Source organism: Kaistella sp. (genome assembly GCF_041824135.1).
In the GTDB taxonomy this organism is placed as follows: domain Bacteria; phylum Bacteroidota; class Bacteroidia; order Flavobacteriales; family Weeksellaceae; genus Kaistella.
On sequence record NZ_JBGZYM010000008.1, the window covers coordinates 1 to 18,474 of the forward strand.

Annotated in this window: 18 protein-coding genes and 1 pseudogene; 10 read left to right on the top strand and 9 right to left on the bottom strand. The window is 37.1% G+C overall.

Annotated elements, in window-relative coordinates; translation table 11 throughout:
* Positions 1-53: 53 nt before the first annotated feature.
* The 3 genes from ribB (at position 54) to lnt (ending at position 3,822) form a co-directional block, all read left to right on the top strand.
* A complete protein-coding gene (gene ribB / locus ACEYOS_RS00575; protein ID WP_373708294.1) occupies positions 54-1,175 on the top strand; it encodes a 3,4-dihydroxy-2-butanone-4-phosphate synthase in 1,122 nt (373 codons plus the stop codon).
* A gap of 568 nt (positions 1,176-1,743) precedes the next feature.
* Positions 1,744-2,097 (top strand): dihydroneopterin aldolase, encoded by a 354-nt coding sequence (gene folB, locus ACEYOS_RS00580; RefSeq protein WP_373708293.1) that lies wholly within the window; start codon positions 1,744-1,746, stop codon positions 2,095-2,097.
* A gap of 63 nt (positions 2,098-2,160) precedes the next feature.
* Positions 2,161-3,822, top strand: coding sequence for an apolipoprotein N-acyltransferase (gene lnt, locus ACEYOS_RS00585; RefSeq protein ID WP_373708292.1), 1,662 nt, complete (start codon positions 2,161-2,163; stop codon positions 3,820-3,822).
* A 313-nt stretch (positions 3,823-4,135) separates the two neighbouring features.
* Here the strand turns inward: lnt and ACEYOS_RS00590 are convergent, their stop codons facing one another.
* Both ACEYOS_RS00590 and ACEYOS_RS00595 read right to left on the bottom strand, forming a co-directional pair.
* Positions 4,136-6,256 (bottom strand): helix-turn-helix domain-containing protein, encoded by a 2,121-nt coding sequence (locus tag ACEYOS_RS00590; protein ID WP_373708291.1) that lies wholly within the window; start codon positions 6,254-6,256, stop codon positions 4,136-4,138.
* Positions 6,257-6,346: 90 nt separating this feature from the next.
* Positions 6,347-7,270: a LysR family transcriptional regulator gene (locus ACEYOS_RS00595; RefSeq protein WP_373708290.1), complete on the bottom strand. Its 924-nt coding sequence runs from the start codon at positions 7,268-7,270 to the stop codon at positions 6,347-6,349.
* A 133-nt stretch (positions 7,271-7,403) separates the two neighbouring features.
* Between ACEYOS_RS00595 and ACEYOS_RS00600 the strand changes: the two are divergent.
* The 3 genes and pseudogenes from ACEYOS_RS00600 to ACEYOS_RS00610 all read left to right on the top strand — a co-directional run bounded on the left by ACEYOS_RS00600 (position 7,404) and on the right by ACEYOS_RS00610 (position 9,799).
* Positions 7,404-8,792 (top strand): annotated as a pseudogene (locus tag ACEYOS_RS00600) (NADP-dependent isocitrate dehydrogenase).
* Between the two features lie 211 nt (positions 8,793-9,003).
* Positions 9,004-9,228 carry a hypothetical protein gene (locus tag ACEYOS_RS00605; RefSeq protein WP_373708289.1) on the top strand — a complete coding sequence of 75 codons (225 nt, stop codon included), beginning with the start codon at positions 9,004-9,006 and terminating at the stop codon, positions 9,226-9,228.
* Positions 9,229-9,340: 112 nt separating this feature from the next.
* A complete protein-coding gene (locus ACEYOS_RS00610) occupies positions 9,341-9,799 on the top strand; it encodes a hypothetical protein (RefSeq protein ID WP_373708288.1) in 459 nt (152 codons plus the stop codon).
* Between the two features lie 13 nt (positions 9,800-9,812).
* Here ACEYOS_RS00610 and ACEYOS_RS00615 read toward each other — a convergent pair whose 3' ends face one another.
* On the bottom strand, positions 9,813-10,346 hold the full coding sequence (locus ACEYOS_RS00615; protein ID WP_373708287.1) for a hypothetical protein: 534 nt from the start codon (positions 10,344-10,346) through the stop codon (positions 9,813-9,815).
* Between the two features lie 6 nt (positions 10,347-10,352).
* The gene (locus ACEYOS_RS00620; protein ID WP_373708286.1) at positions 10,353-10,868 is read right to left on the bottom strand and encodes a gamma carbonic anhydrase family protein; all 516 of its coding nucleotides are present in this window, start codon (positions 10,866-10,868) and stop codon (positions 10,353-10,355) included.
* 186 nt (positions 10,869-11,054) lie between these two features.
* On the opposite strand from ACEYOS_RS00620, the gene ACEYOS_RS00625 reads away from it, so the two are divergent.
* From ACEYOS_RS00625 to ACEYOS_RS00640, 4 genes are all read left to right on the top strand, one after another.
* Positions 11,055-11,933: a NifU family protein gene (locus tag ACEYOS_RS00625; RefSeq protein WP_373739211.1), complete on the top strand. Its 879-nt coding sequence runs from the start codon at positions 11,055-11,057 to the stop codon at positions 11,931-11,933.
* Positions 11,934-12,000: 67 nt separating this feature from the next.
* Complete coding sequence (gene hemH, locus ACEYOS_RS00630; RefSeq protein WP_373708320.1) at positions 12,001-13,029, top strand: ferrochelatase; 1,029 nt, start codon at positions 12,001-12,003, stop codon at positions 13,027-13,029.
* A 67-nt stretch (positions 13,030-13,096) separates the two neighbouring features.
* On the top strand, positions 13,097-13,327 hold the full coding sequence (locus ACEYOS_RS00635; RefSeq protein ID WP_373708284.1) for an addiction module protein: 231 nt from the start codon (positions 13,097-13,099) through the stop codon (positions 13,325-13,327).
* Complete coding sequence (locus ACEYOS_RS00640) at positions 13,324-13,617, top strand: type II toxin-antitoxin system RelE/ParE family toxin (RefSeq protein WP_373708283.1); 294 nt, start codon at positions 13,324-13,326, stop codon at positions 13,615-13,617. Before ACEYOS_RS00635 ends, ACEYOS_RS00640 begins: the two co-directional genes overlap by 4 nt.
* Before the next feature lie 3 nt (positions 13,618-13,620).
* On the opposite strand, the gene ACEYOS_RS00645 is transcribed toward ACEYOS_RS00640, so the two are convergent.
* The 5 genes from ACEYOS_RS00645 to ACEYOS_RS00665 all read right to left on the bottom strand — a co-directional run bounded on the left by ACEYOS_RS00645 (position 13,621) and on the right by ACEYOS_RS00665 (position 18,392).
* Complete coding sequence (locus ACEYOS_RS00645; RefSeq protein ID WP_373708282.1) at positions 13,621-14,832, bottom strand: type IX secretion system plug protein domain-containing protein; 1,212 nt, start codon at positions 14,830-14,832, stop codon at positions 13,621-13,623.
* A 269-nt stretch (positions 14,833-15,101) separates the two neighbouring features.
* Positions 15,102-16,121 carry a quinolinate synthase NadA gene (gene nadA, locus ACEYOS_RS00650; protein ID WP_373708281.1) on the bottom strand — a complete coding sequence of 340 codons (1,020 nt, stop codon included), beginning with the start codon at positions 16,119-16,121 and terminating at the stop codon, positions 15,102-15,104.
* A gap of 3 nt (positions 16,122-16,124) precedes the next feature.
* Positions 16,125-16,844, bottom strand: coding sequence for a hypothetical protein (locus ACEYOS_RS00655; protein ID WP_373708280.1), 720 nt, complete (start codon positions 16,842-16,844; stop codon positions 16,125-16,127).
* Entirely contained in the window at positions 16,841-17,404 is a 564-nt protein-coding gene (gene gmk / locus ACEYOS_RS00660) for a guanylate kinase (protein ID WP_373708279.1), read from the bottom strand. The genes ACEYOS_RS00655 and gmk overlap by 4 nt, the downstream gene beginning before the upstream one ends.
* Before the next feature lie 130 nt (positions 17,405-17,534).
* A complete protein-coding gene (locus ACEYOS_RS00665; protein ID WP_373708278.1) occupies positions 17,535-18,392 on the bottom strand; it encodes a YicC family protein in 858 nt (285 codons plus the stop codon).
* Positions 18,393-18,474 lie beyond the last annotated feature (82 nt).

Below are 18,474 nucleotides of genomic sequence, written 5' to 3' on the forward strand. Positions count from 1 at the left end.
AGAATTGTCTGTTCCTCTAAATCTCAGTACCTTTGCAAAAATCTAAAAGTAAAATGTCAGATATTCAACTTAATACGATTCCTGAAGCGATTGAGGATCTAAAAAACGGAAAAATAATCATCGTAGTTGATGATGAAAACCGGGAAAATGAGGGAGATTTTCTTTCTGCGGCCGAATTAACTACGCCGGAAATCATCAATTTTATGACCATTCACGGACGGGGTTTAATTTGCACACCGCTTCCAGAAAAACGTTGTGACGAACTTGGACTTGATATTATGGTAACGCGCAGCAGCGATCCGAAAGAGACTGCTTTTACGGTTTCAGTCGATTTGCTGGGCGAAGGAGTTTCTACCGGAATTTCAGCGAGCGACCGTAGTAAAACCATTTTGGCTTTGATGGATTCGAACACGAAACCAGCAGACTTTATGCGTCCGGGACATATTTTCCCATTGAGGGCAAAGAAAGGTGGCGTTTTAAAAAGAGCCGGACATACCGAAGCTGCGATTGATTTAACCAAATTAGCTGGCTTGCAAGAAGGTGGTGTGATTTGCGAAATTATGAATGATGACGGTTCGATGGCGAGATTGCCAGAGTTGTATTTGTTGGCAAAAAAGCACGATTTGAAATTGGTTTCTATTGAAGATTTAATTCAGTACCAATTAAGAAAAGGCGATTTGATCGAGCGTTTGGAAGAAAGAAAAGTAAAAACTCATTACGGTGAATTCGATTTTTTTGCTTTCAAAGAAACAAGCACAGACCAAATTCACTTTGCTTTAACAAAAGGAAAATGGGCGGAAAATGAACCGATATTGGTGAGAGTTCAGGCCTCAAATTCTTATTTCGATGTATTGAGCAGACTGACTGCGGGTGAAAAACCTTTGCTTGAAAAAGTAACTTCCATGATCAATGAGGAAGGAAAAGGAGCGATTATTTTCATCAATAATGTTTCTAATTCTGAAAACACAATGCGCAAATTGCAGCAGTTTTTGGATTTCCAGGATGGTCAGGCAAAACGGCCAACCTTGGCTTCAAACTTCCACGATTATGGAATTGGAACGCAGATTTTAAAGAATTTGGGCATCAATAAATTCCGGGTGATTTCGCAGAATGTGAACCAAAAACCATTGGTAGGTGGTTATGATGTGGAAGTTACAGAAATGGTAGAATTGTAGAAAGAGCCTAGTCAAAAGGTAGAAGAAGCAAGTAAGATAATGAATGTTTTGGGCAATCTTTTTTGCCAACGCTAAACCCTTTCAGCCTTCTAAAGGCTGAAAGGGTTTTCCAAAACGAAAAAAGCCGGGCTGTCCGTTGCAATCTTTTTTTTCTTCTTTTTCCGACCCAAAAAAAGGATTTTCACTTCCATCCCTATTGCGGGGTACGATCTGATCATTCGATGAGGTGCTAATTTGATAAGAGATTAAGAGTTAGAATTATCAGTATAAAAACTATTGATCATTTGAATATCGAAAAAGGCAGATTAGAAATCGAATCATCAATAGGAACGGGCTTTAGCCCGTTTTGTAGGAAAAGTAAATCAATTGGCTTTAGCCAAAATTTATTTTATACATTATGGTATTAAGAGTATTTAAGATGGCCAAAAAACTATTTCGATCTTTTCAAAATTTTAATAATCCCTTTGCTGAGTGAAACGGCCTTGCGTCCGTAATTGATGCAGTATTTTTGTCAAAAACCTTTGCGCCTTTGCGTTAAACTAAAGTAATTTCTTTTATTACAAAAATTATGACTTCAAAAATAATTATAGAAGATCTTAAGATCTACGCTTATCACGGCGCTCTTCCCGAAGAAACGCTTATCGGAACGTACTACCTTTTGAATGTAGAAGTCCACGCTGATCTTTGGAAAGCCGTAGGAACTGATGATTTAAATGACACCATCAACTACGCGGAAATCAATGAAATTATTCACACTGAAATGAAAATTCCTTCCAAGTTGATGGAACATGTTGCAGGTAGAATTTTGAAAAACATCAAAATGAAGTTTACGCAAGTTACTTTTGTTAAAATCAGAATTACCAAAACCAGTCCACCGATGACAGGCGAAATGCGTGGCGTTAGCGTGGAGATCGAAAATTAGTTTTAGAATTAATCTCAGAAGCAAAATAGTACCTTTGAACATTAATTACGTTTTAAAAAACCTATGAAATATATTATTCTTTCCTTACTCTCAGCGGTTTTGCTAAGTATTTCCTGGCCCACTTACGGAATCCCGTTTTTTATATTTTTCGCCCTTGTTCCTTTATTGATCATCGAACACGACATTTCAAATTTCTCAAAGATCAAAAGAAAAGGTTTGGCGATTTTCGGCTTGACTTATCTTTGTTTTGTCATTTGGAACATCGTTACGACAGGTTGGCTGTATGGTGCGAAAAATCCAGATGGAACGCATTCTTTGTTTGCGGTCGTAGTTCCTGTTTTATTTAATTCTCTGTTTTATGCCTTTATTTTTCAATGTTACCACTGGTATAAAAATGCGCAGGGAACGTACTTCGGGTTAGTTTTCTTTGTTTCGATTTGGATGGTTTGGGAAAAACTACATTTGAGTTGGGAGTTAACCTGGCCGTGGTTGAATTTAGGAAATGTGTTTGCAGATTATCCTCAGTTTATTCAATGGTATGATACGCTGGGCGCGACAGGCGGAAGTTTCTGGATTCTATTGGTCAATGTTTTTGCTTTCTACACTTTAAGAATCTGGGAGGCCGGCAGAAAGCAGAAATCTTTAATCATCAACAGTTCAGTTCTCCTTGCAGGAATCGCTTTGCCAATGTTAATTTCTGTAGTCAAATATCAAAATTTCGATTTGAAACCAACGGGAACCGTCAACGTTTTAATGCTTCAACCGGAATTGAATCCATACACCGAAAAATATTCGAAAGACAGTCTGACCATTTTAAATGATCTTTTAACTCTGGCAGAAGAAAATTCAACTGGACCAATCGATTATTATCTCGGGCCTGAAACTTCGCTTCCGGGCTTTGGATCGATCTCTGAAACTGGCTTTGAGCAAAGTGAGCTTTTAAATAAAACGAAAGAATTTTTAACCAAACATCCGAAGTCTATATTTGCTACTGGAATTTCCTCTCATCGGTTCTATCCGAATGAAAAAGAGAAATCAAAAACAGCGTATAAAACTTCGCAAGGAATGTATGTGGACAGTTATAATTCTGCCGTTCAAATTATTCCGAATCAAAAAGTAGAAGTGTATCACAAAGGAAAATTGGTTCCTGGTGTAGAGATTTTCCCGTACATCAGCGTCTTAAAACCGCTTTTAGGTGAAGCCATGTTGAATCTCGGTGGAACAACTGCGTCCCTCGGGATTGATGATGAAAGAAAGGTTTTCAGCAATCCTTTTAATAAAGGAAAAATGGCTCCGATCATTTGTTATGAAAGTATTTATGGCGAATTCGTAACCGATTATGTAAAAGAAGGTGCCAATTTTTTAGGAATTATGACCAACGATTCCTGGTGGGGCGTTACGCAAGGTCACAAACAACTTTTGGCTTATGCAAGAATGCGGGCGATCGAGACCCGACGTGAAATTGCAAGGTCTGCCAATAGTGGAATTTCTGCTCACATCGACGCGCGAGGAGATATTGTAGCCGATACCTTTTACGGTGATAAAACAACGCTTTACGCAAAAGTAAATTTGTACGAGGATCAAACTTTCTATACAAGAACCGGCGATTTATTATCTCGATTCTCCATTTTTGTTTTTGGATTTTTAGTCTTTTATAACTGGATAAAAAAGTACCAGAATAGAAAACCACCAGAGCCAATGAAAAAGATTGTGATCAAAAGGTAAAATAAGATGGGTCAAAATGTAGAAAAGTCAGAAAAGAATGCTGTTAATTTATTCTTTTCTGACTTTTTTATTTTCAAGTATTCAAGTATTCAAGTATTCAAGTATTCGTTCACGAGTAGGAAAGGTTAATTTTTCATTCTAAAGTGAATTTATGAAGTTTTAACTTAAGAAGGAAATTTTAATACTCTTAATTTCTTTATCATTCTTAATGGTAAAATTACCCGTAGAAACTTAAAATTTTAGGAACTTCTAGAAAGCTTATTTTCACTTTAATCACAATCAAGCTTTTGTGCTTTTGTGGTGCAAGACATTTTTACTTCGATTTTTTATGTGTAAAATAATTCATCAACAAGCGAATTTCATTAAATTCAAAATCATTTGGAAGCGCTTTCTTCCAATCATTTAAAGTTTCGTGGGAATTATTTTTAAACTCCTTTTCGAAGGTTTTGATTTTTTGTTTGTCAAAGATTCGGGTTATATCCAATAATCCTTGCTCGGCGAATTTAGCAAGATGTCCGAAAATTGTTTCGGTAACCAAACCCCGTTCTTTCGCAATCTCCGGAATTGTTTTTCCTTCTTCAAACAATTGGAAACTTAAAATGTGAGAAGGGATTTTGGCTACTTTCGTGGAAATTGAAATATTATTTTCAGTATTAAAAAGTGGAACTTCCAGCAAGTGAACTTTCTTTAAATCATTTAGATAATCTTCTAAATCATCCAAAAATACACGAAAATCTTCGTTGTATTCTTTCAGTCCTTTGGTTCCTTTGTTCTCGGAATAAAAATCCAGTAAAGGTTGAAAAACTTCGATATTCACTTTGGTGAAAAAGAAATTGACCGCTCCTTTTGCCTTGGTTTCAATTTCTGCCCATTCTTCATTTCCATGGATGAATTTATGGGTTTTTTGCAGCATCACTTTTTCAAATTTCTGATACACATTCCCGAAATTTTCAATCTTCGGTTTAATATGTTGATACAAATGCTGAGCTTTATTCTTGTCCAGTGCTTTGCTGGTTTTGGTAGAATTATGCCATTTTTCAAGTGAATATTTAAACCACAAACAATCGAGTCTACTGACGACTTTCTTAATGCTGTAATCGTATTTTTCGGTTTGAAGAATCTCTTCTACTTTCTCGTTGGCGTTGGTTTCATCTTGAAATTTAGAAACCCGTCGATCAGCAAAAATAACATTCGGCGTAATCTTCGATTTTAAAATAATTCCCTCTAAGGTCCGGCATCGTGAAAGCGCCACATAAACCTGTCCGGATGCAAAAGATTTTCCGGCATCAATAATCAGACGATCGAAAGTTAGGCCTTGAGATTTATGAATGGTTACAGCCCAAGCCAACCGAACTGGATATTGTTGAAAACTCCCTAAAACATCTTCCGTAATATTTTTATCGGAATCTAAACCATATCGTTTCTGTTCCCAGGTTTCTTTTTTAATTTTAAAGACCTCGTCGTCTCCATCGATCAGCACGGTGATTTCTTTGTCATCCAAACTCATGACTTCCGCCAGTTTACCATTGAAATATCTCTTGTCGCTGCTCGCATCATTCCGAATGAACATGACTTGTGCGCCAACTTTTAACTGCAGTTCTTCCTCGTTTGGATATTGATTTTCATTGAAATTTCCAATAATATCAGCGGAGTATAAATAAGGTTTTCCTTTTAATTCTTTCAGTTTTTTCTGATTGATCTCGTCCGCCATTCTGTTGTGAGAAGTCAGATAAACATAAGGTTCACCCGTCGGTTCGAAGTCCGGAATATATCTTTCGTTTAAGGTTTCAAAATCAACATCACCTACGGCGCCATCTCTGATGTCATTCAATATATCTAAAAATTTTTCATCGGTCTGACGATAAACAGTGGTCAGTTCGAGGGTAATTAAAGGTATTTCCTTCAAAGCATAACTCTCAAAGAAAAAAGGAGATTTATAATATTGTCCTAAAAAATGTTCATCCCGAACGACCGGTGGAAGTTGGTAGAGATCGCCGATAAATAACATTTGAACACCGCCAAATTTCTGCTGATTTCGTCGAACGAAACGAAGAGAAAAATCCATCATATCCAAAACATCAGCACGAAGCATGGAAACTTCGTCGATAATGATAATTTCAATTTCCCGTAATAATTTGAGTTTGTCCTTTCGGTATTTAAAATGCTGCATCAAGTCGGAAATGTTGTTTCCTAAATTACTGTCGATGCGGTCTGTAGTTGGAATAAAGGTTCTCAATGGAAGTCCGAACATGGAGTGAATCGTAACTCCACCTGCATTAATTGCCGCAATTCCTGTGGGAGCCACCACGATGTGTTTCTTCTGAGTTTTTTTTACAAACTCATTGAGAAAAGTGGTTTTTCCGGTCCCGGCTTTTCCGGTTAAAAAAATACTGCGGTTGGTATGTTCGGCTAAATTAAAGAGAGATTCGTCCATTGGTCAAATTTAAGAAAATTGGGCTGAATGGGCGAATAGATTATTTCTTAACGGACAATTATTAAAAATGATTTTTGAAAGTATCGATATTTAATAGAGCTCAGACCACATAAATTTTGATTGCACAATATTGGTGATTTCTTTTTGCAGAAATTCTAAGTAGGCTGCGGAAACCAGCGTCTGTTTTTTACCTTTTAACCAAATTAAACTCCAGGTAGTGGTGATCGGTAATTCCTTGATTGGAATAATTTCTAATTCTTTGTTTTGAAGTTCATTTTTAATACCGATTATTGGCATGATAGAGTAACCCAACCCAGCCAGCAATGCTTGTTTTACCGCTTCATTAGAGGAGAGTTCCATTCTTTTAAGAACGGAAATATTATTTTCTGAAAAGAATTTTTCCATGGTCTGACGCGTTCCGGATCCTTTTTCTCGAAAAATAAGCGGCAGATTTTCAAAAATTTCTTTCGTTGAATTTTCTTTTTTAAGAGTTACTTTCTCGTTTCCAACCAGGTATAATTTGTTTTGCAGCAGATCCAGTTTTTCAATATTTTGAGTCGTTGGTAAAATAGAAACAAGCGCAAAATCAACGCTGTTATTTTCCAGACTTTCCAATACCTTATATTTATTGGTGACGTCCATATTTAATTCTACACCCGCATTTTCTTTCATAAATTGAGAGAGGAAATAAGGCATTACATATTTCCCGGTGGAGACTACAGAGATTTTTAATTTCCCCGTAAGTTGTCCTTTGTAAGCTAAAGTTTTGTAATTAATGGCGTGAACCTGATTGATGATGTTTTCTGCAGCTTCGGCAATTTCTCTTCCAAAATCGGTGATGTAGATCTTTCTTCCAACCACTTCTGTCAAAGGAATATCAAACTGATTCTGAAAATTTTTAAGCTGAATGGAAACTGCGGGCTGGGTAAGATAAAGTTCTTCTGAAGCTTTCGTTACGCTTTCGGTTTGTACGACTTTCAGAAAGATTCGAAGTTGGTTTAAAGTATAATTCATAAAAAGTATTTATACATAGTATTATAAATATAAATAAAAATATATGAGTAAGATGCTGCAAATTTGCCTCATCAAAAAAAATAAAATGACAAGAATTACAGTAGCAAAAGGAGACGGTATTGGCCCGGAAATTATGGAGGCGACTTTGAAAGTGATTATGGCAGCAGGTGCGCAAATTGAAATCGATGAAATTCCAGTAGGTGAAAAAGTGTATTTAGCGGGAAACACCAATGGAATTGCAGCAAGATCATGGGATACGATCAGAAAAAATAAAGTTTTCCTGAAAGCGCCAATTACTACTCCACAGGGTGGCGGTTATAAAAGTTTGAATGTCACCACGCGAAAATTTTTGGGTTTATATTCTAATGTAAGACCTTGTATGAGTTTGCATCCTTTTGTGGAAACCAAACATCAAAATATGGACATCGTGATCATCCGTGAAAACGAAGAAGATCTGTACGGCGGAATCGAGCATCAACAAACAAATGAAGTGGTACAATGCTTAAAATTGATCAGTCGTCCTGTTTGTGAGAAAATCGTGCGGTACGCTTTTGAATATGCGAAGGTTTATGGCAGAACGAAAGTAACCTGTTTCACCAAGGATAATATTATGAAACAGACCGATGGTTTGTTCCATCAGGTTTTTGACGAGATCGCTTTAGAATATCCAGAGATTGAAAACGAACATTGGATCATCGATATCGGTGCGGCGAAAATGGCCGACACGCCAGAAATTTTTGATGTGATCGTAACTTTAAATCTTTATGGAGATGTGATTTCCGATATTGCCGCTCAGATCGCGGGCTCTGTTGGTCTCGCAGGTTCTGCAAATATTGGAGAAGAATGTGCGATGTTCGAAGCAATTCATGGTTCGGCACCGAGAAGAGCTGGACAAAATATGGCCAATCCATCGGGTTTGTTACAAGGCGCCGTGATGATGCTCAATCATATCGGACAGGCGGACGTTGCGGAAAAAGTGCAGAATGCCTGGCTAAAAACAATTGAAGACGGCATTCATACGTATGACATTTTCAAAGAAGGAGTCAGTAAAGAAAAAGTAGGAACGAAAGAATTCGCAGAGGCGATTATCCAGAATTTAGGACAAAATCCTACGATTCTAAAACCGATGAACCTGGTAAAAGATGCGGTGCTGCAATTACCCAAATATGTGAAAAAACGTGCGATGGATAAAAGATTGGTTGGGGTGGATCTATTTGTGGATTGGAAAGGAACCGACCCGAATGAACTGGCGGAAAAGCTCCAAAGCATTAATACCGAAAATAAACAATTGACCATGATCACCAACCGTGGAATTAAAGTCTGGCCAGATGGATTTTCTTAAACGTTTTGTACCGACCATTGGAGATGCCGTTTTCAGCCTAAAAATGGAAATATTTTATACAAAAATAACATCATCAACTTGTTGGCTAAAGCGTTGGATGCTAAAATAGATGTCGTAAAAACCGAAAATTTATATGAATTCGATGGAAAGAAGGCGTACTCTTTAGGTCAGGGTCAGTAAAAATTAGTTTCAAAAAAAGGTTAAATAATTGATTATGAATAAAGTCCGATCTTGTATTGGACTTTATTTTTAAAAATTCATTGACCACACTTTCAACTTTAAATTTGGTTTCAAATGAGACCACTTGCAATGATCAAAATTTTTATTACATGGAAAAACAAGATATTTTTACCTTGATCGAAGTGAGTTTTCACCCAAAGAGTCCCGCGAATTGCTGCTTAGCGTTTTCAAAAGTAAAATTCGTTTTCACCGTCTGAAGAATTTCAGTTCTCAGGAACGTTTTGGGAAAGGCGATGAAAAGGCACTATCCAGAATGGTGCAGCTTCAAGAAACTTTAGCATCGATTTTTAAAGTGATCGATTCTGCCGAAAAAGAAAATCAGACTTTAGAAATTAAGGCTGAAATTATTTTAAATTTTACTAATTCAGCTCAGTAGTTCCAATTCGTTTTGAAAATCGATTGCTTTGAAAATGGTCAGATTTCCAATAGAATATGACACTTCCTATTTTAGAAAAAAGATGCTACTTTTGTAATCATAAATTATGAAGATGAAGCACTTATTAATGATCGCAATTTCAGTTTTGACATTCTCCGCGTGTTCCTCAAAAAAGGCAATCGTTGAGGAAGAAACTTTACCAAAAGATATCGCGTTAAAACCTGATAATAATTTCACTCAGGAGGATGATCAACTTCGTATGAGGAGTCTTATCCAGGAAATTGATTCTTTAATCAGTGCCGAGCCGTGTACCGATGTAGCCAATTGGAAATTTACAGCAATTGGTGCAAAAGCCTGTGGCGGACCAAGTTCTTACATCGCTTATCCTATTCAGTTAGAAGATGAAATTCTACCGAAAGTAACACAATTTACTTCGATGCAAAGTACCTTCAATACCAAATATGGAATGATGTCGGATTGCGCCATCGTTCTTCCACCCGCAGAAATCACGTGTGAAAACGGAAAAGCAGTTTTGATTGGAGATCGTTTGGAGAAAGAGGAAGTTGAATAAAAAGTGATCTGATTTATTCCTGGACCAATTCGTAAATTAACTTATTTTCTGTTTTAGAAATAAAAATATAATCTTCCTCTATTGAGGAGTGTTTCGAATTTTCTTTAAAGTATCCTTCCGTGTTTTCACGATATTCTCTAAATGCATTGGGATATTTTTGTAAGATGGTATTGATACTGTCAGATTTCTCTTTAAAGTTCTTCGATAATCTCAACTGATCTTCCTTAGAGATTTTCAACTCTAAGCGTTGATGAAAATCACCGATTCCCCAATCGGTTTTATGGTCGACAATTTCGAAGTCGTCTTTTAATTCAATTTTATTTTCTGCTAACAAATCGCGCGCATTGGACTTTGAGAAAAACTGATCTTCAAACCTTAAGTATAAAAAGCACAGAAGAAATACCAATCCGACGGAAGCACTTAGAATAATTCCTGTTCTTGTACTTTCTAACTTTTTCCCGATGTGATAAAGTAAAAAAAGAAATCCAATCGGAAGCCCAATAAAAATTAAAAACAATATAGAGGAGAATATGAAATCATCCAGCATGACTTTCTATTCCTTATACCAGCCTGAATATTTCACGTAATTATTGGCAATTCGGTTGACTTCACCTTCCAGTAATTCGGTAGAAATATCTTTAATTTTACGAGCTGGCGTTCCGGCCCAAACTTCGCCTGGTTTAATGTGCGTTCCTTGTACAACCACAGAACCAGCGCCTACAATAGAGTTGCTTTCAACTAAACAGTCATCCATCACGATGGCACCCATTCCAATTAGAACGTTATCCTGAATCGTGCAACCATGAACGATTGCGTTATGTCCGATGGAAACATTATCACCAATGATGAGTGGGAATTTTTCATACGTGCAATGTAACATCGCATTATCCTGCACATTTACTTTGTCTCCCATTTTGATATAGTGAACATCGCCACGAATCACGGCATTGTACCAAATACTGCATTCTGTTCCCATCGTGACATCACCAATAATGGTGGCGGTTTCTGCTAAAAAAGTGTCTGCTCCAATTTGTGGAGTTTTACCTAAAAGTTCTTTTACTAAAGCCATATTATTTTTTTTAAGATTTTAAAAGTGTGGAAATAAATGCTGACCATCAATCCATGTGAATGTCTAATTTTTCCTTTTTAAAATCGTGCTGTTTTTATTGATTAAACTCATTGACAAGGTCTAAAACATCAATAAGGTAATCTAAATTGTTATCCGTATTTTTGTACTCAAATTTAAGAAAATTAAATGAGACATATTATCATAGAGCCCACAGAAAACCCTAAAGTGATGAAGTTTGTAGCGGATTACAACTTAATTCCCGGTTCTCTGGAACTCGATCGAAATTCTGATATTTCAGAAATCCCCTTAGCCCAGGAACTTTTCAAATATCCATTCGTAGAAAGAGTTTTTGTTACTGCAAATTTTATTGCTGTAGCAAAACAGGATGGCGTTGATTGGGAAAATGTAGTTGAACCATTAAAAGGAATTATTGCCACAGAATTAGACGCGAATCCCCGTCTTTATCTTCAGAAGCAAAAAGAGGATTATATGATTTACGCCGAAATGACTCCAAATCCAATGGTGATGAAGTTCGTGTCGAGCAAAGCATTAATGGATGGTTTTATCGAAGTGAAATCACGTGAAGAAGCTAATGCGGTTCCTTTGGCTAAAGCCATTTTTGAGGAATTTGATTTTGCTAAAGAAGTATTTATTTCTGATAATTTCGTTGCTGTTACCAAAAACGTATCGGTAGAATGGCATGAAGTGATGGTGACCGTAAGAGCATTTGTCTCTGACTATCTTCAAAATGGAGGAGCAATTTCTAACGTTACTCCGCAGAAACACGAAAGCCCAGCTTCTGGAATCATGAATAGAGAATATAATGCAGACGAACAGAAGATCTCCGATATTTTGAATGAATATGTTGCTCCAGCTGTAGAAGGTGACGGTGGGAAAATTTCTTTGATGGAATACGATGCTGAAACAAAAACCGCAAAAATGTTATTGCAAGGTGCGTGTTCAGGTTGTCCAAGCTCCACAGCAACTTTGAAAGGTGGAATTGAAAATATATTAAAACAATTTTTACCTGATTTGGTAGAAAACGTAGAAGCAGTTAACGGATAAAAATAGGAGAAATAAGTAATGAGTAATAATTAATATTTTATTCCTCGTTATTCATTACCAATTACTTATAAACATGAAAGGAATTTTATTAGTAAATCTTGGATCGCCAAGATCAACAAAAACAGAAGATGTTAGAGAATATCTGGATGAGTTTTTAATGGATGAAAAGGTGATCGATTATCGATGGTTTTTCAGATCATTGCTCGTGCAGGGAATTATTTTAAATACGCGTCCGAAAAAATCAGCAGAAGCGTACAAAACCGTTTGGACAGATGAAGGTTCGCCTTTAATTTTCATTACGGAAAGGATTAAAAAGAAACTCCAAAAAATCGTAGATGTTCCCGTAGAGATTGGCATGCGATACGCTGAACCGAGCATCGAAACTGGAATACGAAAATTGACGGATCAAGGAGTGACGGAAATCGTTCTTTTCCCATTGTATCCGCAATATGCGATGAGCACGACGGAAACGGTGATTGAAAAAGCGGAAGAGGTTCGTAAGAAACATTTCCCTGATATTAAAATCAATTACGTTCAGCCGTTTTATAATCGTGAGATTTATATCGACTGTCTGGCAGAAAGCATCCGCGAGAAATTACCGGAGACCTTCGATGCTTTGCAGTTTTCTTATCATGGTGTTCCGGAAAGACATATCTATAAAACCGATCCTACCAATACCTGTAATCTGAATGACTGCTGTTCCCGCGACGAGAATCCGAGTCACCAGTTTTGCTACAGACATCAGTGTTTTAAAGTAACCGAACAGGTGATCAAGAAATTGAATCTGCCCAAAGAAAAAGTGATGGTTACTTTCCAATCTAGATTAGGAAACGACAAATGGATGGAACCTTATACCGATGAAACTTTGGAAAACTTAGGTAAAAAAGGGATTAAAAATCTGGCAATTGTTTGTCCGGCATTTGTATCTGACTGTCTAGAAACCTTAGAGGAGATCTCCGTTGAAGGTAAAGAGCAGTTCATGCATGGTGGCGGCGAAGTTTACAATTATATTCCCTGTCTGAATGATGAAGACCGCTGGATCGACGTGGTGAAAACTTTGTGCGAAGAGAAGTTGCACGAGTTTTATTTGGTTTAAAATATATGGGCCTTCAACATTTCTTGAAGGTCTTTTTTTATAAATTGTTTTTCTTAACTTTGATGCTATGAATGTAACTGTTGAACAACTTACCGAAAAACTGAAAACCCTTCCTGAAAATTTTTTAGAAAGAGTTTGGGGTTATATTGATGGTCTGTCTGAAGAGGAAATTGATCTTGAAATTCCGGAATGGCAGAAATCAATAGTTGCAGAGCGTGTAGCGGAATATCGTCAAAATCCTGATTCTGCAATTGGTATTGAAGATTTTTTCAAAGAAATTGAAAAGGAATTTGAATGAAAGTAATTCTCAGTCCTGAAACTTTGTTAGAATTTAAAGATTCCGTAAAGTTTTATGAAAAGCGAAAAAAAGGTTTGGGTAAAGATTTTTCCAAGTCTGTAAGAACAAGTCTTAATTTTATAAGCAAAAATCCTCTAGCTTCAGAATGTAAATACAGAGAAATTAGAGTAGCGGTTATTAAGAAGTTCCCATTTACAATTCACTACTTATATGAAAAAGAAATAGCAACTATTTTTGTTTCTGCAATTTTTCATACTTCTCAAAACCCTGATAAATTAGGATCAATCTAGATTCTATCTCACTGGTGTTCTAAACTCACCATATCCCAACAAACCATCATAGCTTCTACCAAAAGGTTGGTAATATAAAAATGCCTGATAGAGGTTTTCGGTCTGCCAGAAATTACCGTTGATTTCACCCAAATTTAAAGTGCCGTCTGGATTTTTCGTGGCTAAAATATAATTGTAGAATCCCTGTTTTAAATAAATTTTTGCGATGTACTTTTTTAAAGTTTCATCGTAGAACATTTGATTTTCCTTGTTGGCTTTAAAATCATTGAAACCACCAACTACATAAATTTCTTTATTGGTCTTTTCTGAATCCAAGGCAAAATAAACCCAGGAGTAATCGGCTTCGCGTTCTGCATTTCTTTCAATTCCTAAATCATTTCTACGGAAATAAAAAGCACCGTTCACATCAGGTTGAAACTGATAATTCAGCGGGAAAGCCCACACCGAATGGAGATAAGTATAATTTATACCATCAATATTTTCCGCCTGAGCAACCATATCGAAAGGCTGATTCATATTTTTATTATCAAAATAGTAGAACTCATTATTTCCCGGAAAAACCAAATTCATTTGTTGAAAAAGAATTTTATTTCCCAGGGAAGAGCTTTGCTTTTGATTATAAACTCCCAAATCCCAGTTGTTATTTTGGATCACATTTAAAGTCAACGAATTTAAATTTGAATTCATTGCTGAACCGCTTCCCACGGCCTGAACTTCTACCCGCTGATTGATCTGCGGATTTTTCGCATCTGAAGTTCGGGAAATATTCAAACCTAGTATTGCTCCATCTTCTACGACAGAAAACCTTTTGGTGAAAAGCGGTTTACTTGGAGAATCCTGATAAACAACCAATTCAAAATTGCCTGAGATCTTAGGCTGAATTTTATCGTTTGGGAACGTCAAAGTGTAATTGGTGTACGCCTGCGAAGTATTAAATGAATACTGTAACTGATCGATCAGTCCGTTCAAACTTCCATTGGCGTATTCGGTGAAAAATAATCCGTCGTCATTCCAGTTGCGATCGAAATGTTTTAGGGTATAACGGTAAATCGTACTCGAATTTGATAGATCATCAAAACGTAAGATCAGCTGTTCATTGAAACCGATCACCGGCGTTTCGTCGTTGGTTTGCGGGTTGAATAACTGTACGCTGCGAATATCCTGCGCAAAGAAAAACGCACTGAAGAATAAAAGTAAAGATGATAAATATTTCATTGAGACGAAGATAAGAATTTTTGCGATGTGATGATTGATGTGTTGATTTGGTGACGTGATGATGTGCTGATTTGTACGTTTCCTTCGGAATAGGGATGGAAGTGGAAATCCCGCAGTGTCGTCTTTAAAGACGAGATGAGGAATTGCAACGGATAGCCCGGCTTTTTTTATTTTGAAAAACCCTTTCAGCTTTTTATAGGCTGAAAGGGTTGAGCGTTGGCAAAAAGATTGCCCAAATTAGCACATCAACAAATTAGCACATCACCAAATTACTTAATCGTCGTGGACAGAGCCAACATGGCTTCAATTGGTTTCAAAGCTTTTAATCGTAATTCTTCGTCCATAGTGATTTCCGGCAGTTCGTATTTCATGCAGAGATACAATTTTTCCAGCGTATTCCTTTTCATGTAAAAACATTCAGAGCAGTTACAGGCTTCGTCAAAAACCAAAGCAGGTATTAGCTTTTTATGGGGCGCACGCTTTTGCATTTCGTGTAGAATTCCTTCTTCAGTCGCTACAATAAATTCCTGAGCATCATCTTTTTCAACAAAATTTAAGAGGGCAGAAGTAGAGCCTACGAAATGAGATAGATCTAAAACTGCAGCTTCACTTTCGGGATGTGCGATTAATTTTGCCTGAGGATTAGCTGCTAATTGTTGAGCAATTCTTTCCATAGAAAAGGCTTCATGAACAATACAGGTTCCGTCCCAGAGAATCATGTCGCGTCCGGTTTTCTTCATCAGATAAGCTCCGAGGTTTTTGTCAGGGGCGAAAATAATCGGTCGGTCTTCTGGCAAAGACCGAATAATGGTTTCCGCATTAGAACTCGTCACGATGATGTCTGATTCTGCTTTGGTTTCAGCGTTACAGTTGATGTAGGTTGCGATCAAAGCACCTGGATATTTGGCACGCATGGCACGCAAACCTTCGCCGCTACAACCGTCTGCCAACGAACAACCAGCTTGAGTATCAGGTAGAACGACTTTCTTGGTTGGGTTGAGGATCTTCGCTGCTTCGGCCATAAAATGAACGCCACAAAAAGCGATCATGTCAGCATCGGTATCTTTTGCAGCCCGCGCTAATTGTAAGGAATCTCCCAAGTAATCGGCGATATCCTGAATCGCTGGCGGTTGATAATAATGCGCAAGAATAACGGCATTTTTTTCTTTCTTTAAATCAAGGATGGCTTGTACCAGATCTTCACCTTGTGGAATGATGAGGTCGTCTATTTTTAAAAAACCTCTTACCGGAAGGTTTGACTTTGCTTTATCTAAATTTTCTGTGCTCATGGATTAAAAATCTTTAGGATTCGGATGTATAAAGGTATAATTAAAATCTTGAATCAACTTTTCTGAAGAAATGATTCTTCCTTTCTGCTCACACGTATTTTCGCTGTCTAAGTGGAGAACTTCTGCGATAGAAGGATGTTCGGGTGCGACGATATTATAAGTTTCCGCTTTTATTTCTGACTTGATGAACAGGTCTACAATCGGCAGAATATCTTCGTAATGAATGTAATTGGTCAGTTTTCCAGGATTTTCTGGCGTTCTGTTTTTAAACATATTTTGCAAAGCTCGTTCGTCGCCCATCAATCCACCAAAACGTAAAATATTGGTTTGTGGATATTTCTGTCTGATTAGATTTTCGGAAGCGATAATATCAGCTCTTAAGTCGTCGGTGTCTTCTTCGGTGAACACTTTATTTTCCTTCGGATAGACTCCCGTAGAACTTAATAACAAGGTTTTTGGAAATTCCTGATCTAGTTTGTGAAAACCTTCATGCCAAGCATTTCTTGCAATCGGCATGCTGAAGATCGCTACATCAACAGACGCCAAAAAGCCAAAATCGATGGTCGAATTAAAGTCTAGCAAGTGAACTTCGGTCGCTACTTTTTGTAACGGAACTATTTTTTCTGGTGACGTGGTGGTTGCGATCACATGGTAATTTCTACCAGTCAAAAATTTCGCTAGTCGCTCTCCAACCCAGCCGCAACCGATAATGGCTATTCTCATGATTTCAGAAATTGGTTAATTAAATGATTGATATCGACTTTAGCCACTTCCAGTTGGTCGTTGACGACAATTTCATCAAATTCGTTTTTAAAGGAAATTTCTTCCGTCGCTTTTGCAACTCTGGTGTGAATGGTTTCCAGATCATCCGTTCCTCTCGCGATGAGTCTTAATTCCAACGCAGCCACAGATGGTGGCATAATGAAAATCGATAAGGCTTTATCACCAAAATATTTTTTGAGTGAAATTCCGCCCTGCACATCCACGTCAAAAATGACCACTTTTCCGCTGGCCCAAATTCTTTCGACTTCTGATTTTAAAGTACCGTAATATTTATCGGTATATACTTCTTCAAACTCCACGAAAGCTTCTTCAGCGATCCTTTGACGAAATTGTTCCGGATTGACGAAATGATAATCGATTCCATTTTTCTCCTCGCCGCGCGCATTTCTGGTCGTGCACGAAATCGAAAATTCCAACTCCGGAAAATGCTCCAGACAATGTTTAACCAGCGTTGTTTTTCCGCTTCCGGACGGCGCTGAGAATATGATGACTTTATTCATTGATTTTTAAATTTGTGAGAGATGGATAGATGATAGACGGATAGATGAAAGACAAACCTTTACGAAGATTATTTCATTACGAAAATTCATTTTTCACGGTCTATTATCTATCCGTCTATTTTCTTTTAGTCTACAAAACATTTAACGTTTGTTCTTTTATTTTTTCCAGATCGTCTTTCATCATGACTACCAGTTTCTGAATTTCGGCATGATTGGCTTTAGAACCTAAAGTGTTAATTTCACGTCCGATTTCCTGGGAGATGAAGCCTAGTTTTTTTCCATTAAAGTTTTCATCAACCATAACTTCCAAATAATATTTTAGATGTTGGGTCAGTCGTACTTTTTCTTCAGCGATATCTAATTTCTCTGTATAATAAGCCATTTCCTGATAGAAACGGGTTTCATCGATCTGATCAAATTCATTCAGCGATTTGCGGTAGCGCTCTTTTACGCCATCCATTCTAATTTCTTCGTAAGGTTCAACCTGACTAAGATAAGATTCGATTTTTCTAATGTTTCGGCTGAGTTCCTGTTGTAGAATTTCTCCTTCCGTACGTCGGAAATTCTCAAATTTGGTTAAAGTTTCTTCAAGGAGTTCTATTAAGAAGATCCATTCATTCTCATTGAGCACGTCGCTTTTGATCGAAATCACTTCTGGCATTCTGATCGCCATTTTCAGGTATTCGAAATCGGGACCATCACCTGCGACTTTCTTGAGTTCCTGCATATACGCTTGAACCAGGTCGTGATTAATATTGACATCACTCGCATTGTTAAGTGATTCAACATTCACATAGCAATCTACTTTTCCGCGCAGAACTCTGTCATTCAATAGTTTGCGAATTTCGAATTCTTTTTCTTTATATCTTAAGGGAATTTTGATGTTGAGGTCAAAAGATTTGCTGTTTAGAGATTTGATATCGATGGTCAATTTTTTTCCTTCGAAAACTCCTTCGCCTCTTCCGAAGCCGGTCATTGATAAAATCATGTATTTGCTTTATCTCACAAAGATAATTATTTAAAAACTTTTAACTTAAAAAAGAAACTGTAAAACTTTCAATATTTGCAGA